Below are 20389 nucleotides of genomic sequence, written 5' to 3'. Positions count from 1 at the left end.
CCGTTCATCGCCGTCATACCCTCCCGTATTATCATTTGCAGAATTTACTGTTTTAGGGCCGGTCCAATCGCCTGATGCCGTGCATGATTTGGCGTTTTTTGAACTCCAGTAGAGTGTTGCCGTCTGGTTGTAGTCGATGGTGGCAGAAGTTGCGTCGCTGGAGAGCCACAGAGAAACGCTCACGGGAGGGATTGTAGGGGGGATGATGACGGGGGGTACAATTGCGGGATTGGGATATTGTTCGACAGTTGCATCGCAAGCAAATGCGTATCCATGTTCATAGGAACAAAGCAAATTAACGTTTGCGGGACACCCTTTGTTGTATATATAGTGCGAACCATATGTGGGATGAAATTCACCGTAATAAAGTTCGCTCCCTGGTAACGCATGAGTGGCATAGAGATACGCCGTCTCTCTATCTCCATTAACGTGGTAAGCAACTTTTGTATTAGTACACGTAACCCCAAACGCATCAACCTGCTGGGGCATAAAAAATAGCACCGTAGATGGTGCCATGAGGAGAACAAAGAAAATTCCGAGCAATACCGCTTGAACTTGGGTCTTTCTTGTATGATCAAACACAGCAAGAGAGACCGCTAAAAACAACGTTTTCAACATAAAAGTAGTTATTATGAATACTGTTAATACGCGTGTATAAAATGGACAGAGAATGGAGATCAAAGAACCTATGAAAAAGCTTATACCTCTCTAACAAAATAGCAAGGGGGGGTGCACCCACCACATTGGCATCACAACATTTGATGGAAAACTATCGAAGATATCCATGCACCTTAATCGATATCTGTAGTCGCTAGGTTTTTACTAAGACGGTCAAGAAAATCAGGGCTGGCGAATTATTAAAAATATTCGAGGGGATGGTAATTCTTTTAAGTCCCCTGCAGCTTTAGTACCCCCACAAAAGGTCCTGTGCAAATAACCATACTACCTTCAACCACCTCTTTAAACGCATTAACCATCGATCTTTGAAAATTGATTTGATTGTCGAGTATGCACGTTATTTCTTTGTTCACCCAATTGTCATTTGGGTTTACTGTATACTTGAACATCATTTCACAGCCTTGAGGTGCTAATCCTACAATTTTGTAGTAAGCAGTCGTGACTCCTGTATCTATTTGCAAGATAGCTTCCCTGCAAGCAGTAAACGCTTCTTGAAAACACTCTTCATTTTCGCAATCAATCACTTGGGTTGCGATAGTCTTTTGTTCTTCATCTGGTGGTGAAAGTTGATCGTTTTCTTGAATTTGCGGAATTGGTTGCGAAACTTCCGGATGTACTTCCAACTGCGCAAGAGGGATTCTTGTGTCTCCCGTTTTCATCCTCAAGATATAGGTGCCCCCAAAGGAAACGATGACTATTAAAACAAGAAGAAACGTAATTGCTAGCGTAAACGTATTACTACTCCGAAGTGGCAAAACTACTGTCGATATTTCAGCCGACGCTTCAGGATTTTCTTTGACCACTAGATCGGGTTTGCTTGATTCTTTTGATTCTTGGTGTGTAATTGGCTTCGCACGCAAAGGCGATGTTGGCGATAGGTATGTCGGTCCAACGATGATATCAAACCCTTCGCTCACATCTTCCAGATCCCACCCATTTTGAAGCAAATTCTTGGTAATTACTTCGCGGGATTGGTTATTCCTTATGGTGTCTTTTATGTAGTCAAGTAACTCTGGGCTAATCATATTTTTTAATACAAGCAACAATAATTGAGCTTCATACAATAAATGTTATCCGGACATGTTGCGACGAACTTATTTGAAACTCACACCGTTTGTTTAATTCTACAGCAAGTTGCGAGATATTCCATCCAATGAGCTCCTCGATTCGGTCAGTCCGAGGAAGACACTCATTCATACCCCCAGCGAGTATTGTACAGGAAAAATCATACAGGCAAACAAAAACCCCAGCACAACTGCTCGGGTTTTTGTTTTTTGTACGCCCTTAAGCATTGGAGTGTTGACTGTTTAGAACTTCACCTTCACCGGCTCTTTTGCGGCCGCATCTTCGAGTTCGAAGAATTCACGAGGTTCAAACTTGAACATATTGGCGATCAAGTTTGAGGGAAATGTTTCGATTGAAGTATTTAAGTCACGGACATTACCATTGTAGAAACGGCGAGCGGCTTGGATTTTGTTCTCCGTATCGGAAAGTTCAGTCTGAAGTCCGAGAAAATTTTGGTTTGCCTTCAAGTCCGGATATGCTTCGGCGACCGCAAACAAAGATTTGAGCGCGCCAGAGAGCATGTTTTCTGCCTGTCCTTTTGCCGCAGGAGTTCCCGCTTGCATTGATTGAGCACGTGCCTTGGTTACATTCTCAAACGCTTCGCGTTCGTGGGTCGCATATCCCTTCACTGTTTCTACAAGATTGGGAATAAGATCGTAGCGACGCTTCAGTTGAACATCGATGTCCGACCACGCCTCTTTGACACGGTTGATGAGTGTGACAAACTGGTTGTAGGCAAATACTGCCCAAAGAACAATAAGGACTATAATTCCCAAAAGAATATTTAGTGGATTCATAATGATTTTAACTATCTTTTAATTCCCCTGTATTGTACCGCACATGCTTGCGAATATCCATTATTTAGTGGTACATAGGTTAAACCTATGTATATTTATCCTAGTTATTCTCTGCCACCCCATACTGTGTATTCTATAAATGTGTCATGAGGTGGGTTTTAAGTTTTCGCGCTACTTTCCAAATAATCCATCCGCCAAGCCAAATAACGAGGAGCCAGAGCGCAAGGGCAGGAATGAAGAATATGAATGAAATGACACTGTTTGCGAACTGCACCAGCGATTCAATAAGATCATTGAGAGCGCTCTTGATTTCCTGCATCGGATTCCATACCACACCAAAGATTTTCACATCAGCTTCGGCAGTAAGTTCGACAGCAATACTTGACATCTCAATCTGTGCTGAAAGATAATTCATTTCTGCCTGCAAACGTTCTATATTTTCTCGCACAGAACTTAAACTTTGTGTCACCGAAAGAATATCCGGAATTTTTTCCGCTCGTTTCAATATAAGAAGATATTGTTCTTCTTGCGCTTTGAAATTACGGAGACGGGCTTCCAAATCAACAAACTGCTTGGTCACGTCTTGAGTATTCACATTCTCGTGCGTAATCTTGATCGCGGTTTCCTTCACTTCCCGAAGTGCTTCATCAAGATCCTTTGATGGTACGCGAATAGCGATTGATCCTGCAGTCCGATTATCTCCTGTTTCATAAATATTCGCGTACTCAACAAATCCGTTCCACTTTTTTGCAACACTCTTTATTTGCTCAACTGCTTCACGCGCCTTGTTTACCACAATAGAAAGACTCGCACTTTGAATGACTTTTCTGTCAGGAGAAATAACGACTCCGGTTCCCGTGCGAATTCCCTGCTCAAATTCTGGCGCATATGCATCTTCAGCAACACCATATCCTCCTTTAGTATAAGGAGAAGATGGCACACCCATCATGGGAGCGGACACTTTATTTAAAGGAAATGAGTTTCTGTTACTAACTCCCGCCGAGAGAACTGAAACCAAAAAAAATGCCATGAAAACAAAAAACACTGCGAGGGCAACTTTTTTGGGTTGACTTAAAAAATTTTTTATTTCTTGAGTATTCATATATATAGTAAACACTTATTAATTACTGGCTAATGGTCGAATCATTTTCGACGAAAATACCATATAATTATATCATGGTATGCGATATTTTTTCCATAAAAAATTGACAGTAATGAATTTAGGATTACAATGCGAAATGGAACAGTATATTTGTTACATTGGAAAAAAGGAGAAGGACACGTGAGTACAATCAGCCATGAAACAGCATCAGGTGATACAGTCAAATTCGCAGCGTCATCCACAAACAAACTTGTACGATGTCGACAAACCGGAAGATGTCTGTGGTTGACGTTGGGTATTTCACCCGTAATGAAAATATGTCCGGTATGTGGCAATCCAAAAGGAAAGCAGCCTGGTCAGTGCGACTTCAAGGTTGAATCTGAATAAATCTTCGCTTCTGTTTCTTGTTTCTCAATTTCAAAACGCCCCGGATTTACGAGGCGTTTTATTTTTGCTATATTTCCAATTTCCAAAGCGAGGCTTTGGATTACTATGATTTAATAGTCCATCCCACTTCCCATACCGCCCATTCCCGGGCTCCCTCCCTTCTCCTCTTTTGCCTCTTCGGTAATAGCAACTTCTGTAGTGAGAAGAATTGCCGCGGCAGACGTCGCATTCTGCACACCGCTTCGTGTAACCTTAACTGGATCAATGATTCCCGAAACAATCATATCGACCTCAAACACTCCCGTGAGTGCATTATACCCCCCGTTTCCAAGCATTTCTTTTACTTTTTCGACAATGATGGAACCATCTCCTTTTCCTGCATTGACCGCAATTTCGCGAAGAGGCGCTTCAAGCGCATTAATAACAATGTTGTATCCTGCGTGAATTTCGCTTCCAACGTCTCCCATTTTTTTATCTCTCAATTTTTGCGAAACACGCACAAGCGCAATACCGCCACCAGGAACAATTCCCTCTTCAATCGCCGCCTTGGTCGCATTCACCGCATCCTCGATTTTTAGCTTGAGATATTTCATTTCCGTTTCTGTCGCAGCACCAACTTTGATGACTGCAACACCGCCAGAGAGTTTTGCAACGCGTTCCTCGATTTTTTCAAGGTCAAATTTTGATTCAGTCATCTGTGCCTGCTTTTTAAGTTGTGCTACACGCGCGTCGATATCCGCCTTCTTCCCTTTTCCACCGACAATAATCGTTTTATCTTTTGTCGAAATAACCTTGCCTGCATGCCCCAACATGGAAAGTTCTGCTTTATCAAGTTTTATGCCAAATTCTTCAGAAACAACTTTTGCGCCTATGGTAATAGCAATGTCTTGTAAGATTTCTTTCTTCCGATCTCCATATCCAGGAGCTTTGATTGCCAATACATTGAATGAGCCGCGAAGCTTATTTACTACAAACGTAGTGAGTGCCTCGCCTTCAACATCATCAGCGATAATCACAAGATCTTTTTTCCCCGTCTGAACCACTTTTTCAAGGAGCGGCAAGATATCATTGATTGCGGTAATTTTTTTATCAGTAACAAGAATAAGCGCATCTTTGTAAGAAGCTTCCATGCGTTCTCCATTCGTGATCATGTAAGGAGACACGTATCCTTTATCAAACTCAAGTCCTTCCACCACTTCCGACTCAACGCCGAACGATTGAGATTCTTCAACCGTGACAACACCGTCTTTGCCAACTTTTTCAATCGTTTCGGCAATAATTTTTCCAATTTCCTCCGATTCTGCGGAAATCGTTGCCACTTGCCTAATTTCGTTTTTACCCTTAATTGGCTTCGCCATATCGCGAAGCGCTTTGACCGCTTCTTCCGCCGCTTTCTCAATCCCATGGCGAAGTCCCATCGCATTAAGTCCCATCGCAACTTGCTTCATGCCTTCGGCAACAATTGCCTGAGTAAGAACTACTGCTGTGGTCGTTCCATCTCCTGCAATTTCATTTGTTTTTGATGCGACTTCTTTCACAATCTCCGCACCCATATTTTCAAACTTGTCGGGAAGCGTAATTTCTTTTGCGATGGAAACGCCATCATTGGTAATCATTGGGCTTCCATATCCGCGATCATAAACCACATTGCGTCCTCGGGGACCAAGGGTGATTTTTACGGCGTCAGCGACCTTGTCGACACCTGCTTTGAGCGCGCTTCGCGCTTTTTCATTAAAAAGAATTTGTTTTGCCATAGAATTAGTTTATAAAGTAGAAAGTGTATAAAGTTTATAAAGAGGAAAATTACATGTTCACTTTATGAACCTTATAACTTTATGAACTTTCGACTCAATTAGTTATTTAATGATTGCTAATATACTTCCCTCGCTTAAAATAAAATATTCTTCTCCGTCGATCTTAACTTCATCAGGGCCATATTTCGAAAATAAAACAGTATCGCCTACTTTTACTTTCATGGGTAAAAGTTTTCCTTCATCGTTCATGCGCCCGTCTCCCACGGCAATGACCTTCCCTTGTTCCGGCTTTTCTTTGTCTATTGTTTCGGGAATAATAATCCCCGATTTTGTCTTTTTTCCCTCTTCTCCACTCATGGGCTTCACCAACACTTTGTCGCCGAGAGGTACGATTTTGATTTTTGTGCTCATGGGTATATTTTGAATAGAAATTAAAATTTTTTAATAATGAAATCGTAAAAGCTTCTCGTTTGCATAGATTACTAGTAATACAAATACGCGAGACTTGAAGTGACCCGCTGGTGTGTGATTTACACACAGACAGCACGCAGACAGGTAGGAATTATACGTGATTTTAGGGTGTTGTCAACGCGTTTTTGAAGTGATAGAGTTGAAAAAGATATATAGTTTGTTTGAAACCCAATCATTTTGCATGAAATCAAGGAGAACACAACATGAGCGCGATTGTAAGAATTGAACTGACCTTGTGTAATTACAAGCCAAACGCATCCATAATATTCATTGAAGGGGGTGTAAACAATGATGAGCGTTCAGCCCATAGTCCAGCTTCGTTTAATGCGGGACTTAAAGAAATCATATTAAAAGCATTTGAAGATATGGTTCGCTTTGAGATATGGAAGGTACGGGGTGAGGGGGTTGTGGTAACAACTACCCAAGAAAATCCCAAATCACTTGAACATTTCACCGCCATTGATGATGAAGCCATGGAAATTCTAACCCCCGGTGGATATAAAACCTTTGATTCTTATAAAAAAGATAGGGTTGTAAATATTGACACTGCAATAATGCTCCTTGTGTGGAAGTGGTCATCGTTTCTTGATGGGAGTGCACATTCTTCCCATCGGGAATGTGTTGTTTGTGGGAAAAAACACTCGGGGAAAGAACATAAATACCACCGTGGTCTTATGCCTCCCCCTTCAATGAATATTCCTCCGTTTGAAATGTACTCGTATCCTTACACGCATTGCATCAACCCGGAGTGTTTCTCCCATGAAATTGAGCGGATGATTGATCCTGCATACATTTTCACCCCACCAAAATCGGGGGATGATCTTGAAGGTGCGTTACAAAAAGCTATAGATGAAAATCCTGCGTTACTTAAGGGATTTGATGATTTTAGATGAAAATCCTGCGTTACTTAAGGGATTTGATGATTTTACTAAGAAAAAATAGCGACACGTGCAGGTTTGGTGGGGGCGATTTCGTGATACGAAATCGCCCTTTATTGTGACAGCAGATTGCATTTTTCCAAACACCTGTTATAATCCTTTTCTATATGGAACTCTTAGTTAACATATTGCCGTGGGTGCAAGTTACTCTATCGGTCTTACTGGTCGTGACCATTCTTCTCCAACAAACAGGTGCTGGGGTTGGCGGTGCGTTTGGAGGCAGTGATGGAAGCATCAACTACACGCGACGAGGATTTGAAAAAATTCTCTTCCATTCTTCTATTGTCCTTGCAATTCTTTTTGTGTTATCAACATTTGCAGTACTTGTGACATAAATCCCCTCGATGGTATTATGGAGACATTCGGTTTCCTTTTTGGAACTTCTGTGTTGGCTGGTAAATAAACAAAAATCCCGCATACGTTCCGTAAGTGATGGTCAATTATTTAATATAAATTCCTTAGCCGTTGTTAAACAATTAAGCACTCGTGTAATAATATTGACTTCGGTGTATAAAATACGTCCATACTAAAACTCTTTCTTGTTGCTGTGACACACACATTGGCGAACACTTCCTTTCGGAAAGACATCTGCCATCAATACTTCTAAAAAATAACGAAAACTATTTTCGTGAAAGAAAAACTAATCTCTATATTTCAAATATTTGTCAGTCACCGTGTGTTAACTTGGGAAACAACGGTGACGTTTGTTATACGCTCATTTTCAAAAATAGAACGAGCTGTATTTTTTGTGTTCGCGCTTCTCATGACAACAAGTGTCTTGGGGATGCTGTGGTACATTAACCAAGCATTTCTCGTTCCTGTGCCAGCGCACGGAGGGACCCTCGTTGAAGGCGCGATACGATCGCCCGTGCTTATCAACCCTCTGTTTGCAAATTCTGAACGAGCATCCGAGGTAGACCGTGATCTTACTGCGCTTATCTATTCAGGACTACTGCGCGCGAATCCTGATGGAACACTCGACCCCGACCTTGCAAATCGATATGATGTTTCTCAAGATGGATTAACCTATACTTTTTTTCTCAAAGATAACATTTATTGGCATGATGGTGAGCCCATTACTGCGGAAGATGTCGTATTCACCATCGCAAAAGCGCAGGATAGTATTCTCAAAAGTCCAAAGCGTGCGAGTTGGGATGGAATTATTGTTGAAGAAGTAAGTGCTAGAACAGTGCGATTTATTCTTGAAAACCCCTATCCCCCATTTCTTGAAAATATGACATTAGGAATTCTTCCTAAACATATTTGGGCATCAATCGATTCTTCTCAGTTTGAATATAATCGCTACAATCGGGAACCAATTGGGTCGGGTCCGTATAAACTATCAAAAATAATACGCGACGCAAATGATATTCCTCTCTCCTACAACTTAGTAGCATTTGATGCATTCGCACTTGGAAAACCCTACATAGACAACATAAATGTTAGATTTTACGGCAATGAAGAAAGTTTGCTCAAGGCATTACAATCAGGAGAAATACAAAGTACCGTATATATTACTCCTGAAACCGCGCAAAATCTTTCGACTATCGGTTTTCGCGTAGACAAAGCGCCCCTGCTTCATATTTTTGGTGTATTTTTTAATCAAAATCAAAAAAGTTATTTCGCAGATAAAGTCGTGCGCACCGCACTTCACGATACTTTAGACAAAGAGCGGATTATCAACGAAGTCTTCCGTGGATACGCGACCCCCATTGATGGTCCTCTTCCACCTGGTGCTCTTGGATATGCACCCTATCAAGCGAGCAATAAAACATTCGAGGAACGTATTGCGGATGCACAAGCTCTTCTTATTAAAGACGGTTGGAAGTATGACGATGAGAAACATGTGATGATAAAAAAGGTTAAAAATGTTACGCAGGAACTTTCATTTTCGATTTCAACTATTTCTCCGACAGTAATCCCCGCACTCAAGTCTGCAGCAGTAATCATTAAGGAAAATTGGGAGCAATTGGGTGCACGCGTAGATGTGAAAGTTTTTGAAACCAAGGGAGATTTGAGCCAAAATGCCATCCGCCCAAGAAAATATGATGCCCTTCTTTTTGGAGAAGTGATCGGGAGAGATTCTGACCCATTTGCATTTTGGCATTCATCGCAACGCCTTGATCCAGGACTCAATATCGCGCTTTACGCAAACATAAAAGCAGACAAAGCGCTCGAAAAAGGAAGAGAGTTGAGTGACCCTGATATTCGCGCAGAAACATATGCAACATTTAGAGATATGGTGAGTGATGACGTTCCTGCGGTGTTTATATATTCACCCGACCTCACGTATGTTCTTCCAAAAAATATAAAGGGGGTCGCGATTGGACATGTCGTAACACCATCGGAGCGTTTCATTGCGGTTCACACATGGTATCTCGAAAAAGCGCAGGTGTGGAAGATGTATGCAAAATAAAAAACTTAGAATTTAAATGAGGGTAACGTAACAGTACTCATTCTCACCAACCAATTAAGAGACAAAGTAAATAATTAATTAATTTTATGATTGAAAGAGACGGAAGAAATATTCAACAAGGGGGAAGCAGTCAGAGACGACCAGGGCAGCAGTCGCCCCACAACCCGCGCCCACCCATGCGAGATCCGCAGACGGGCGCGGGCGGACACTCACGCTTTCCTGTTCGACATACTAATCCCGCAAGGACAGGAGGCGGAACCCCGCACACAAGTTCGTCATCAGGTACAGGATCACAAGGTACTCATAATGGTGCCAGTCTCCTTGAACGAAATCGTTTACCATCAAGTAGACCCCCAGAAGGAAGAGGGCCGTCCGCGGGAAAAGGAAGAGGGAACAGAGGAAAAGGGACTGGAAATATACGACATGACAGAATGAGGTCAAAAGCAATGATTCCTAAACGAAGAGAGAGTTCGAGTGTCCCCCCAATAGCTCATGACACTGTTCGAATTATTCCTCTGGGCGGTGTCGAAGAAGTTGGAAGAAATATGATTCTTGTCGAATGCGGCAATGATATTGTCGTCCTCGATGTTGGATTTCATTTCGTTAAAGAAGATGACGCGTTGGGAGCAGATTACACACTTCCCAATTTCAAGTATCTTGAAGAGCACAAATCAAAAGTTCGCGCAGTAGTCATCACCCACGGACATCTCGATCACATCGGTGGTATTCCATTTATTATGGATAAAATAGGAAATCCGCCTATTTATGCACAATACTTGACCACACTCATGATTAAGAAACGTCAAGAAGAATTTCCCAACAACCTTCCGCTCACCATAAACGTTGTTACCCCTGACAGTAAAATACAGTTCAATCAACTTTCTATAAGATTTTTTCCTGTATATCATTCGATTCCCGATTCAATGGGAGTCATTATTGGTACGCCATTTGGAAATATCGTCGCATCGGGTGACATGAAACTTGACCACGAAAACGGCAAGGCAACGGAAAAAGAAGAAAAAACATGGGGAAACATAGGAAAAGAGAACAACTTACTTCTTATTGCAGATTCAACAAACGCTGAAGTAGAAGGATTTTCAGTTTCAGAAAAAGAGGTTCAAAAAAACATTGAGCAGGTTGTCAAAACTACAACCGGACGACTTATTATTGGAACATTCGCATCTCAATTTGACCGTATGGTTAAAATTATTGAGATATGTGAACGCCATAACAAAAAAATTATTTTGGAAGGAAGAAGTATTAAAACCAATATAGAAATTGCTAAGCTCGCGGGATTACTCAAACCAAAAGAGGATACTATTATTGCCCCACAAAACATAGACCAGTATCCCCCAGATCGTATTGTGGTTATTGCAACAGGTGCACAAGGAGAAGAATTTGCAGCGCTCATGAGAATTGCGACGAATCAGCACAAATATATAAAATTCAACGCCCGTGACACCGTGATGCTTTCCTCATCGATTATCCCCGGCAATGAAGTGAGTATACAAAAACTGAAAGATAACCTTTATCGACACGACTTGAAACTCATTCACTACAAAACGCTTGAAGTTCACTCAGGCGGACATGCTCGGCAGGAAGATTTGGTGTGGATTAACAAAACAGTCGGTGCAAAGTTTTTTATGCCTGGATACGGAAATTACACTATGCTCCATATCCACTCACAGCTTATCCAAGAAAGAAACGGATTCCCTAAAGAAAATATAGTAATACCAGACAATGGTATGGTGGTAGAGATAACCGACAAAGGAACCAAGCTTTCGGTACGAAAAGAACGAGCTCCTTCCGGTATGATGGTTGTTGAAGGATTTTCTATTGGCAACGTCCAAGAGGTTGTCGTCCGGGATAGACAAATGCTCGCGCAGGATGGAATGTTTGTTATCATTGCCATTGTTGATATTCGTACGGGAAAAGTTAGAAAATCTCCAGATATTATTTCACGTGGATTCGTATATCTTCGAGAATCTCAAGACCTCCTGCATCATGCTCGTCTTATAGCAAAAAAAACTATCGAAGATATGAGTGCTGGAATGAATCCGATTGATTTTGACTATATTAAAGACCAGGTGACTGATAACGTCAGTAAATTCCTCTTTCAAGAAACCGCAAAGCGACCAATGGTGCTTCCGGTGCTACTAGGAGTATAGGGATAAAAAGTTTTAGGGAAAATAAAATTTTTAACATGGGATTAACTTGGTTTTCATTTTCCGTATTTGCCACACTGCTTCTCGGTGTGGCAATGGCATTATATAAATTACCGTCGGCGAAAAAACAAAATCGGTTTGTTGCCACTTTTTGGTCGCTTGCCGTTCCAGCAGGATTGGCTCTTGTGTTTTTCCATTCATATATTTCTTTGAGCACACCTGCGATGCTGTGGACAGCACTGCTTTGGGGGGTCACATTTACTTGTATTGCGCTTCTTCAAATGTATGCATTGAGTCATGTTGATACTAATGTTTTATTTCCTATCACCACAACCACAAGCCTCGTCATTACCGTTCTCGTAGGCATATTTTTCTTTAGTGAGCATATTACCGTTGTTCAAACTCTTGGTATTATTCTTGCAGTCATTACCATTTTCTTGTTTCTCTATAAGGGCGGAAAACTGCAGTACTCTCCTCTCTTGATTGGTGTTGGTTCTGGAATTGTTTTTATTTCCGCCTTTAATAAAGTTCTTCAAAAAATTGTTGCTGGAAAATTTGATATTCATGCTTTTCAAATTTATCAATACTTATTTGCGGCTATATTTTCCCTAATACTTTATTTAATTATTCATCGTCGCGATTGGAAAAAACATATTTTTTCTGGCGGGCTAGGCATTGGAAGTTTAATAGGCGTTTTTAGTTTTTTCGGGGGTTACTCACTTTATATCGCGTTGACGAAAGGACCGTTCCCGTTGATTACTTCTATTCATTCGCTTTACATTTTTGTAACAGCACTAACCGCATATTTTTTATTTCAAGAAGAACTTTCAAAGAAGAAAATGATTCTTTTGTTTTTGGCGATCTTTGCAGTAATTCTCATTCGCATCGGATAAATTTTCCCAGCAAGTATTAACAGAGATAAAAAAATAACAAATGTCTTTTACGGATTTAGCTATCTACATTGTTTTGGGGGCCGCTTCATTCATAAACATTCTGGTACCAATATCTGGGTCCGCGGTGGTTACGCCTTTTCTTACTATTCTTACTAATCCCCATACGGCAATAGGGTTAGCTTCTTTTTATTTTTTATTGAGTGGAGTTATACGAGTTCCGTTATTCCGAAAAGATATCCAGTGGGATGAAGTAAGGGCGTTGCTTCCCATCTCGTTACTGGCGGCTTTTGTTGGTTCGCTATCTCTCGTTGTGATCAACAGTACGCTGCTTTTAGTCATAGTGCTTGCTTTTGCTATTTATTTTTTCCTTAAACTGATAAAATTAATCCCTTCTTTCCACAGCAGGAGCGCTGGGCAGTATATTACTGGTTTTATCGGTTTGTTCTCTGGATTTCTGCAGGGTGCCGGACTTGCAGGAAGCGACGTTAGAAACAGCTACTTATATGGTAAGAATTTGAATATCGCTCAAGTTCATGGAACTTCCTCTTTGATAGGTACCTCTAATTTTCTTCTCGCTACTATTGTTCGATTATTTACTAATCAGTTAAATGTCCCCGATTTAATTCCATTATTGTATATATTTCCTTTTATCGCCTTAGGAACCTTCATGGGTAGAAAAGTTTTGTATAAACTCGATAAAAAAACAATAAACATAATCGTTGCTATTGTAATGGTTGCGATTATTGTCTTTCTTGCTAAAAAAGTCATAACAAACATTTTTTAGGTGGAATTACCAAAAAGACTTGCCCGCAGAGCTTCTCGTACGTTATACTGAAATACATCATGCAAACACTCCACGGAAAACTTCCCTTTCTTATTATCTACCTTGCAAGCTTTCTCTACGCCCTTCATTATGCGCTTCCGCTCTATGTCGCCTCTACGTTCATGGGAGAATACGTACGTGAGGAGACTGTGGGAATGATCTACGCGCTTGGCTCTTTGGTTACTATAGTTCTTTTTTTCAATATGTCGCGCATACTCGCAGCATTTGGGAATTATCGTATTACCCTTCTTTCGATCGTCCTTGAGGTTGTTTCTCTTTTAGGGCTTGCGATTATAGAGTCGCCACTCTTTCTTATCCCTGTTTTTATATTCAACCAGATCATACTGAACGTCTTGTATCTCAATCTCAACGTTTTCCTTGAGGCATACTCCACGGATGGATTCACAGGCTCGATTCGTGGGATGTTTCTCACAATCTTAAACGTTGCAATTCTCATCGCGCCGTTTCTCGCTGGGATGATGTTCTCCGATGGTGAGTTTGGGAAAGTTTATCTCGCCGCGGCGCTCATCCTCGCTCCTGTTTTTTTTCTTATTTACTTCACATTCAAGGGCTATCAAGACCCCCATTACAAACACGTGCCCCTATGGAGCACACTCCGTGAAGTAAGCGCAAATAAAAATATCTATGGCGCATTCGTCACATCATTTCTTCTTAACTTTTTTTATACGTGGATGATCATCTACACACCGCTCTATCTCTATAAAACACTTGGAATTCCTTTGCGAGAGGTCGTGGGAATCATTACGCCTATCGCACTTATTCCGTTTGTGCTTTTCCAAGTTGTTATGGGAAGGCTCGCTGACAGAAAATGGGGCGAGCAAGAAATGCTCATTGGTGGATTTATTATTATGGCAATCACTACCGCCTTACTTGCATTCGTCACGTCGACCAACATTTACCTTTGGGCGTTCCTTCTCTTCTTAACCCGAGTCGGCGCAAGTGCTGTTGAGGTAATGTCAGAAACCTATTTCTTCAAACAAGTTGACGGCACCGACACTCACCTCATCACCTTGTTCAGAAATCTGCCACCATTATCGTTCCTTGTCGGCCCTATCGTCGCCACAATGCTTCTGACAATATTTAATATCGAATACAATCATCTGTTCCTCGTTTTGGGAGCATTGATGTTCTTGGGGGTGTATTACGGACTTATCATTAAAGATACTAAGTGACAAAAAAAATCCTCCCCATTACGAGGAAGATTTTTTTATCACAATCTCTGTTCCCTGTTTTACGCCTGCCTGCCCTGTTGGGGCGGTAGGCAGGCTTCACGCCCTACGCTCCAAGTTTCACGTTTTGAATTAACGAAGCGCAAGCTCATTCATCTTCCAGCATTTTGAGGACGACAACCATGGAGTAAGACCTTCGCGGTTATATAAATAACGAGCATACAACATATTCCCCTCTATAGAGTAGAGATCGTACCCAAGCTCTTCTGCCTTCTTGCCATGATAATACTCGTTGATTTGCATTACACCAATATCGCTTTTGTTAACATATCCACGAAGCACGCGCCCATTCTTGTCGAAATGGCGAAAGTGTGACTCGCATTGAGCAACACCTACAAGTTCTGGAATATCAGCAAAATATTCACTCACCACCCATTTTACCGAAATATCTTGGGTGCTCGTTGCAATTTTTTGCTTCAAAGGAACCTCGATACGTTCTCCTGTTTGAGAAGAAGTTGCAGAAGGTGTTGTTTGAGATACTGACTGCTGCGCAAACCCTCCCCCTATGAATGCCGAAAAGGCCATGGATAGGGTTGTAAAAGTAGTAATAGTTGTAAAAATAATGTTGTAAGTTAATGATAAATCCCTTAACCCTTATCCGAGGTTTTAACCTTATAAAATAAGGGGGAAAATAAAATTCCCAGGTGTTACCCTGAGATGCAAGAAGTCTAGCGTGTTTGGTATCAAAAGTCAATGGTTATACAACACCTATTTTATATTGTCAAATATAGATAAAATAGCTAAATCTTGAAAAAACCATTGAAAATTAAGGATATTTTGTCGTTTTTGGTGCAAAATACCCCCGCCTTCCTTGAGAAGGCGGGGGTATAAAAGCTATATTTTACAAGCTTTTTTAGTTTTTTAGCTTAGAGCCTGTTCATTATCTAATGCCTAGTTAAAATTCTCAAATTTCGAGCGAAAATCACGAAGTCCGACGAAGCATATCGAGATACGTTGAGGAGGAATGAGTGATTTGTAGCCGAAATTTGAGAATTTTGGCAGGCAAGCAATGTTTTGTAACACATTTTGCGGTTAGATAATGAATAGGCTCTTAGGGTAGCGTTGTGAAAGAATTTTCAGTTGAAGTCGCGATATTGCCTGCTCCGTCTTGGGATTCGATCACATAGTAGTGAGTTGTACTTGCTGTAAGGCTCGAAAGTGTCTTCGTGTGGCTTGTTACCAAAGAAGAATCTGCTATAAATGAAGCGCTTGAAAGACTAAGCGGGGTGGTAGTACTATAGTAGACCTTGCTTCGTGCAAGTTCATTGGTCGTCCATGTCACACTCGCAGTTGTTGACGCAATACTTCCAACAGAAATCGATGAAATCGCCGGCGCAGTGGTGTCAGTTGGGGGTGGAACACTTGCTGTGGTAAATGTCATATCTCCCGTAGAGGTTGTATTCCCTGCCGCATCCTTGGCAGCAATTTTGAAGTGATACACAGTAGAAGACGTAAGACCTGATATTACTTGGGTAAATGCGGAAGATAGTGTTGAGCTAAATCCTGTCTCAACGGTGTACGCCGTGCTTGTACCATAGGAAATTTTTGATCGAGTCGGCTCACTAGTTGTCCACGTGATTGATGCTCCTGTTTGGATAATTGTTCCGACGACTACATTCGATATGGTAGGGACAATCGTATCTGGAAGTGGAGGAGTTGTTGTTCCCTGACCAATTTTCTTGGCAATTCCCGGGGGAAGCTGGTTGCACGGTATACTAAATGGAATTGAACCAAATTTTTGTTCTTTTCCCTTATTTTCTTTATTCTTCTTCTTATCATTATCGTTATCGCCGTCATCATCGTCTTCATGGTCATCGCTCATTTTTTTATTCCATCCCGGAGCAATGTAGTGCCCGGGAGGAAGAACGGTGCACGTTGTGGACGCAGTGAGATTTTGCGAATCACCCACTACAACAACGGTGCTTCCCTTGAGTAATTCATTGAGTTTTTTAAGAGTCTTCGGTCCGGCAAAACCAACCTGTTCAATCCCGTGTTTTGCTTGGAACTTTTTGAGTGCTTTGACTGTCAGTGGACCAAAAAACCCCGTGATTTTACCTTCGGGATATATTTCCGAGTCTCCCGCAAGGAGCGCCTGGAGTGTTTTCACATCATCACCACTTGCCCCCTGTCCAAGATTTTTAAGCAATTCAAGAGTAACTTGTTGTTGCTGTTTTTGAAGCTCAAGGATCTGCGCTTGAAGCTCAAGAATTTTTTGTTTAAGCTGGGTAATCGCATCTACAGAAGTCGCAGTTTCTGCATAACTTAATGCGGGCAAAAGCATTGAAAAACCGAGTATGAGTGCCGAAAAACGTATTGCTATTTTCATAAGATATTTCTAATTATTAACTTTAACGAACTAATAAACCCTAATAAACCACAGTAAAGTATACCACTAAAATATCAGAAACCAATAATCTGGTTTCTGTGCTCATAAAGACGGGTCTATGCTGTCTTTCTTACACAAAAATTCTTAATGTCTATATGGGAAAGGACCCCGCAGTTATCCACAGTCTAGGCTTGACAGCATTTTATGGGTTGCTATACTCAAGGTAGGAAATTAGAGTGACTTAGGGATTCCGAAGTCGTTGAAAATTGCCTTTCAGTTTACTGATTGTTTTCAAAAACATTCAACCACAAACACAATTTTCAACCACTTCCTTCCCCACTATTTCACAATAGCACCTTCTTCCAATAAAAAACGTACCACATGGTACGTTTTTTTACTTTTTATATATCTTTAACGAGCATTATTCTTTCGTATACGTTCCCTCATCTGCACCTCTCCTTCATTCATCCCAAAGTGGTGCGCGATCTCGTGCCACACAGTATCTTTTACAATCTCCTTGATTTCTTCCGGGCTATGTGCAGCTTCTTCGATAGGTTTCTGAAAAATAGTTATCTTATCGGGCAACACCCACCCATATGAAGATCCTCGTGCGGTTTGGGGAACACCTTCATATAAACCAAATAGCGTCCACCCCTGGCGAACATGATTCTTTTTGAGTTGCTCTTGTGTCGGCTCGTCCTCAACCACAATCGCCACATTTGAAAGTTTATCGAGAAATTTTTGCGGAATCGCCTGTATTCCCTCAGCAACAAGCCGTTCAAATATATCGCGAGTCATATATAAAAGTATGTTAACTAAGAATCCTTGGTTTCTTTTTCGTGAATCAAACAAACAGAATTGATGCAGTAACGATTCCCCGAAGCTCCAGGTCCATCGGAAAAAACGTGCCCCAAGTGCGAGCCACATCGTTTACACTTAACTTCTGTGCGATTCATCCCAAGACTTGTATCTTGCTCGAGAATTATATTTTCCTTATTCATCGGGTCGGTAAAACTTGGCCAACCCGTTCCGGAATCAAATTTGGTGTCGGATGAAAACAATTCATTTCCACATGCGGCGCATTTATACACCCCTTTTTCTTTGTGATGCACATAGTTCCCAGAAAAAGGTCGCTCTGTTCCTTTCTCGCGCAGTACGTGATATTGCTCCGGGGTGAGTTTTTTCTTTAATTCATCTTCATTGTGTTGAGGTATAGTATTCATAGCACTATCATATCACGACAAAACAAAACCAGCCCCGATGGGACTGGTGAAATACAATTTCATTCGTGTGATATAAAAAGTCTTTTGCGATTAACATTCTTGAGTGGGTTTTTGGGATCATTAACCATTCACTACCGACCATCCATGTATTCAACCAACCCTAGAACACGTTGAAGATTCACCATATCTCCACTTAAAATGAAATCGAGCGGCATCGCTCCGTTTAAAATCTTTTGCTTTTCACGGAGCCACTGTTTTTCAACCTCAATATTATGAAAAATGCCATCGAGCTTAGCCCGTATATCAAATAAAAGAGTGAGTCTGTGTTTTACCTCTTCATTGTTACTGGAAGAAGTATTAAACAGTAGGTGTATTTGCTCCTCACTCAAATCCCATGTCTGCCCTAATATAAGGACTACACGGTTCGATATGTCGGAAATATTAGATCTTAAGGAATCATCTTTCTTCTTTGCCATAGCATACCTCCACGTTTGTATGTTTGAAACAAATCTTTTTCCATCCTACGCAGGGAAACTTAAAAGTCAATCAGATGCCCTCTGTTGGTTTTATATTATCTATACTATTGATATAATGGTTCCATAATCATTAACAACTCAACACCATGATGCGTTCATTAAAATTCTCAATATTCGCAGTCGGACTTTTTGTGTTCTTCACGATCGCCCACACAACTTCCGCCGCAACTCCCGTGGTCTCTTCATTCACCGCATCGGCAACTTTAGTCAACTCTCATCAGGCAATATTTTTTTCATGGAATATCCAGGAAGGTATCGGCTATTCTTTCGTCATTCCTTGCGTGCAGGGAATGAAATTTAAAAAATCAGGGATTGACGCCCTCCCATGTGATACAAAAATATCTTCCATAAACGCAACCAGCGATACTATTGCCGTGACGGTAGCAAACGTGAGCGGGGGAACACGAAGTTTTACCGCCCGTATTATCCCCAAAGACATTTCAGGGAACGATTACGATGCCGGCAAACAAGATATTACCGTTTCTGTGGCTCAACTCCCCGACCCAATTCTAAGTTTTATAACACCCGTAACAACTACTACATCAGGTGTCCCCACCACGCTTTCATGGTCATCGCAAGACATCGACGGCATTAATTTAATGCTCGAATGCAATAGTAACATTCGCACGTCCTCGCCGAGCTATCCCGCGCTTGGATTCATGTCGTGCGGTACGCCGATTTTTACAAGCGATTTACCAGCTTCGGGTTCTGTACCATTTCAATTTTTTAACAACACGCCATATTCGATTCCCTACACAGTGCGCATTCTCCCGTCGATTGCGCCGGGTATCTATGATGGCACCCATTCACAAAGTGTAACCTTCGACATCGGATCTGACACAATCCCTGATCCGACAACTAATTTGTTTACCGCGTCCGCAATTATAGCGAATTCCGGAGAAGCGATCACATTTTCATGGGGAACAAGCAAGTCCGACGGTGCAAATATCCAGATCGGGTGTGGCGCACAACTGACCGCGCAAGTAATCGCGAGTGGAGCAACCAGCACACTTCCTTGCAATATCCCCGCATTCGGTATACCACTTGCCGCAACAAGCACTGCATCAATTATGTTTACCAACAAAAGCTTCACCACAGAACCCGTTACGATATATCTTTTCCCGCTTCGCAAGGGAGGCGGGTATGATGCGACGCGCGGAAAACAAATCACACTCATGATTCGCACACCACAGGTTGTGCAAGAGACGACCATAACACCACAAACACAAACGGTAACAGAAAACGTAACATCGCAAACTCCATCGACATCGACGAGTGGAAAAAAATACAAATTCACCAAACCACTCTCGCGCGGTTCACGGGGAACAGAAGTAATTGCGCTTCAAGAATTTCTCGCGCGGTTATCCGATATCTACCCCAACGGACAAGCAACTGGTTACTATGGAGCGCTCACCGAACAAGCGATCAAGCGTTTCCAAGTTAAATATAGCGTTGCTTCAAGTGGAGTTGTGGGATATGGATTAGTAGGACCCAAAACCCGCGCAAAACTCAATAGTTTACAATAATTATCTATTTACCAAGGAACGTCCTCGATATTTTTACAA

19 protein-coding genes are annotated in these 20389 nt (G+C 41.6%); 8 read left to right on the top strand and 11 right to left on the bottom strand.

Translation table 11 applies throughout. The annotated features are described in order from the left end of the window. The 6 genes from Q7S11_00635 to Q7S11_00610 all read right to left on the bottom strand — a co-directional run. A partial coding sequence (locus tag Q7S11_00635) for a hypothetical protein (GenBank protein ID MDO8572257.1) occupies positions 1-618 on the bottom strand: 618 nt, incomplete at its 3' end. Positions 619-887: 269 nt separating this feature from the next. After that, positions 888-1703 (bottom strand): hypothetical protein, encoded by an 816-nt coding sequence (locus tag Q7S11_00630; GenBank protein ID MDO8572256.1) that lies wholly within the window; start codon positions 1701-1703, stop codon positions 888-890. Positions 1704-1985: 282 nt separating this feature from the next. Next, entirely contained in the window at positions 1986-2540 is a 555-nt protein-coding gene (locus Q7S11_00625) for a LemA family protein (GenBank protein ID MDO8572255.1), read from the bottom strand. A 133-nt stretch (positions 2541-2673) separates the two neighbouring features. Then, a complete protein-coding gene (locus Q7S11_00620; GenBank protein MDO8572254.1) occupies positions 2674-3642 on the bottom strand; it encodes a DUF4349 domain-containing protein in 969 nt (322 codons plus the stop codon). Positions 3643-4139: 497 nt separating this feature from the next. After that, on the bottom strand, positions 4140-5783 hold the full coding sequence (groL, locus tag Q7S11_00615; protein MDO8572253.1) for a chaperonin GroEL: 1644 nt from the start codon (positions 5781-5783) through the stop codon (positions 4140-4142). A 102-nt stretch (positions 5784-5885) separates the two neighbouring features. Further along, positions 5886-6194, bottom strand: a complete 309-nt coding sequence (locus Q7S11_00610; protein MDO8572252.1) for a co-chaperone GroES — start codon at positions 6192-6194, stop codon at positions 5886-5888. A gap of 263 nt (positions 6195-6457) precedes the next feature. Between Q7S11_00610 and Q7S11_00605 the strand changes: the two genes are divergently transcribed. From Q7S11_00605 to Q7S11_00575, 7 genes are all read left to right on the top strand, one after another. Then, positions 6458-7147, top strand: coding sequence for a hypothetical protein (locus Q7S11_00605; protein ID MDO8572251.1), 690 nt, complete (start codon positions 6458-6460; stop codon positions 7145-7147). 152 nt (positions 7148-7299) lie between these two features. Further along, complete coding sequence (secG, locus tag Q7S11_00600; GenBank protein MDO8572250.1) at positions 7300-7527, top strand: preprotein translocase subunit SecG; 228 nt, start codon at positions 7300-7302, stop codon at positions 7525-7527. A gap of 341 nt (positions 7528-7868) precedes the next feature. Then, on the top strand, positions 7869-9608 hold the full coding sequence (locus Q7S11_00595; GenBank protein ID MDO8572249.1) for an ABC transporter substrate-binding protein: 1740 nt from the start codon (positions 7869-7871) through the stop codon (positions 9606-9608). An 86-nt stretch (positions 9609-9694) separates the two neighbouring features. Continuing rightward, entirely contained in the window at positions 9695-11776 is a 2082-nt protein-coding gene (locus Q7S11_00590) for a ribonuclease J (protein ID MDO8572248.1), read from the top strand. Positions 11777-11811: 35 nt separating this feature from the next. Continuing rightward, positions 11812-12666 (top strand): DMT family transporter, encoded by an 855-nt coding sequence (locus Q7S11_00585; GenBank protein ID MDO8572247.1) that lies wholly within the window; start codon positions 11812-11814, stop codon positions 12664-12666. 40 nt (positions 12667-12706) lie between these two features. Then, positions 12707-13450, top strand: coding sequence for a sulfite exporter TauE/SafE family protein (locus tag Q7S11_00580; GenBank protein ID MDO8572246.1), 744 nt, complete (start codon positions 12707-12709; stop codon positions 13448-13450). Between the two features lie 59 nt (positions 13451-13509). After that, complete coding sequence (locus tag Q7S11_00575; protein ID MDO8572245.1) at positions 13510-14682, top strand: MFS transporter; 1173 nt, start codon at positions 13510-13512, stop codon at positions 14680-14682. A gap of 129 nt (positions 14683-14811) precedes the next feature. On the opposite strand, the gene Q7S11_00570 is transcribed toward Q7S11_00575, so the two are convergent. From Q7S11_00570 to Q7S11_00550, 5 genes are all read right to left on the bottom strand, one after another. Further along, a complete protein-coding gene (locus Q7S11_00570; protein ID MDO8572244.1) occupies positions 14812-15264 on the bottom strand; it encodes a hypothetical protein in 453 nt (150 codons plus the stop codon). 526 nt (positions 15265-15790) lie between these two features. After that, the gene (locus tag Q7S11_00565; GenBank protein ID MDO8572243.1) at positions 15791-17065 is read right to left on the bottom strand and encodes a peptidoglycan-binding protein; all 1275 of its coding nucleotides are present in this window, start codon (positions 17063-17065) and stop codon (positions 15791-15793) included. 411 nt (positions 17066-17476) lie between these two features. Next, entirely contained in the window at positions 17477-17863 is a 387-nt protein-coding gene (locus tag Q7S11_00560) for a metallopeptidase family protein (protein ID MDO8572242.1), read from the bottom strand. 17 nt (positions 17864-17880) lie between these two features. Continuing rightward, positions 17881-18288 carry a peptide-methionine (R)-S-oxide reductase MsrB gene (gene msrB, locus Q7S11_00555; protein MDO8572241.1) on the bottom strand — a complete coding sequence of 136 codons (408 nt, stop codon included), beginning with the start codon at positions 18286-18288 and terminating at the stop codon, positions 17881-17883. A 131-nt stretch (positions 18289-18419) separates the two neighbouring features. Continuing rightward, positions 18420-18764, bottom strand: coding sequence for a hypothetical protein (locus Q7S11_00550; protein MDO8572240.1), 345 nt, complete (start codon positions 18762-18764; stop codon positions 18420-18422). Positions 18765-18910: 146 nt separating this feature from the next. Between Q7S11_00550 and Q7S11_00545 the strand changes: the two genes are divergently transcribed. After that, on the top strand, positions 18911-20350 hold the full coding sequence (locus Q7S11_00545) for a peptidoglycan-binding domain-containing protein (GenBank protein ID MDO8572239.1): 1440 nt from the start codon (positions 18911-18913) through the stop codon (positions 20348-20350). The last annotated feature ends 39 nt before the right edge of the window (positions 20351-20389 follow it).

The sequence above is a fragment of the bacterium genome, assembly GCA_030648955.1.
Taxonomy (GTDB): domain Bacteria; phylum Patescibacteriota; class Minisyncoccia; order Phycocordibacterales; family JAUSHB01; genus JAUSHB01.
Note: the sequence above shows the minus strand (reverse complement) of the source record. Positions and strands in the feature narration are given on the sequence as shown.